Here is a 1272-nt window from a genome sequence, read left to right as displayed (position 1 = left end):
TCTTTGGACAGGACATTTAGTGTTACCGTACAAAAAAGTACGCGAACGCATGGATACTCGGCGGATGATGCGAAGAACTCGCAGAAGTCGTCGGATAAGCCGCAAGGTTCCTTATTCACAAAGGAATCACAGGCAAAAACGATTCAATAATCGAACAGGCAAAAAGGTTCCCCCTTCAATTCGGGCAAACCGTCAATTAGAGCAACGGGTAGTAATAGAACTTAGCCTTTTGTATCCAGTAAATGCCATTGTCTACGAAGTAGTTAAAGCAAGAGGAAACAAAGGTTTTTCGCCTGTAATGGTAGGCCAATACTGGTCAATATCTCAGTTAGAAAAAATAGCTCCAGTGACTCAAAAGCAAGGCTGGGAAACCGCATTGAAGAGAGAAGCACTAGGACTAGTTAAAGACAAAACCGACAAGAGTCGGCAAACAGTCAATACTCATGCAGTAGATGGCATTGCTTTAGCGGCTACTCATTTTTTCCGACGTAAAAATTATTATTACCGCGACGGAAAATTGAGTATTCCCAAAAACTGTGATGTAACTGATGCTGTTTTTTCCGTAATTAGACGTGCCCCTATAAGTCGTCGTCAATTACACCTACTGCAATTTTATAAAGGCAGGAAACGACGTAAATACGGTGGAACAACTACTGGTCATGGTTTTCGTAAAGGAGACTATGTTGAGGCAGTTAAAGCCGGAAAAACTTCCCGAGGTTGGGTAAGCGGCGAAACAGTCAAGCAAGTTTCTGTTAGTGATATCAACTGGAAACGAATCGGACAATTCACTGCCCGGAAAGTCCGACTTCTAAAACGTTCAACGGGCTTAATTGTAAACCACTAATTGGAGGCGCGGCTTTCCTCCCCACCCTTTAGAGGGATGGGGTATCCAGCCGCGAATAATTGATGAAGTTGATTAAAATAAATAACGGCATAAACCCTTGGTAACCATTCGTTGTGGGAAGGTAACTTTCCCCAATATTGAAGCAGTCATATTTGATAAAGACGGTACCTTAGAGGATTCACAAGTTTATTTAAGAGAACTAGCCTATAAGCGATCGCGTTTAATCGATGCCCAAATCCCTGGTATTGGAGAACCCCTGCTGATGGCGTTTGGTGTCCAAGATGACACCCTTGACCCTACCGGGTTAATGGCAGTGGGTAGCCGTCGGGAAAATGAAATTGCGGCTGCGGCTTATATTGCTGAGACTGGTCGGGGATGGTTAGAGTCATTGGCAATCGCTGGCAGTGCCTTTGTTGAAGCCGAGAAGA

The 1272-nt window shown here is 44.1% G+C and carries 1 protein-coding gene and 1 pseudogene; both read left to right on the top strand.

What is annotated here, in order from left to right:
- The coding region (locus F6K49_RS50130) for an RRXRR domain-containing protein (RefSeq protein ID WP_293110310.1) at positions 1–844 on the top strand (844 nt) is incomplete at its 5' end.
- 97 nt (positions 845–941) lie between these two features.
- Positions 942–1272, top strand: a pseudogene (locus F6K49_RS50125) (HAD family hydrolase); the annotation flags it as partial.

It is taken from the genome of Moorena sp. SIO3I6 (assembly GCF_010672095.1).
Note: the sequence above shows the minus strand (reverse complement) of the source record. Positions and strands in the feature narration are given on the sequence as shown.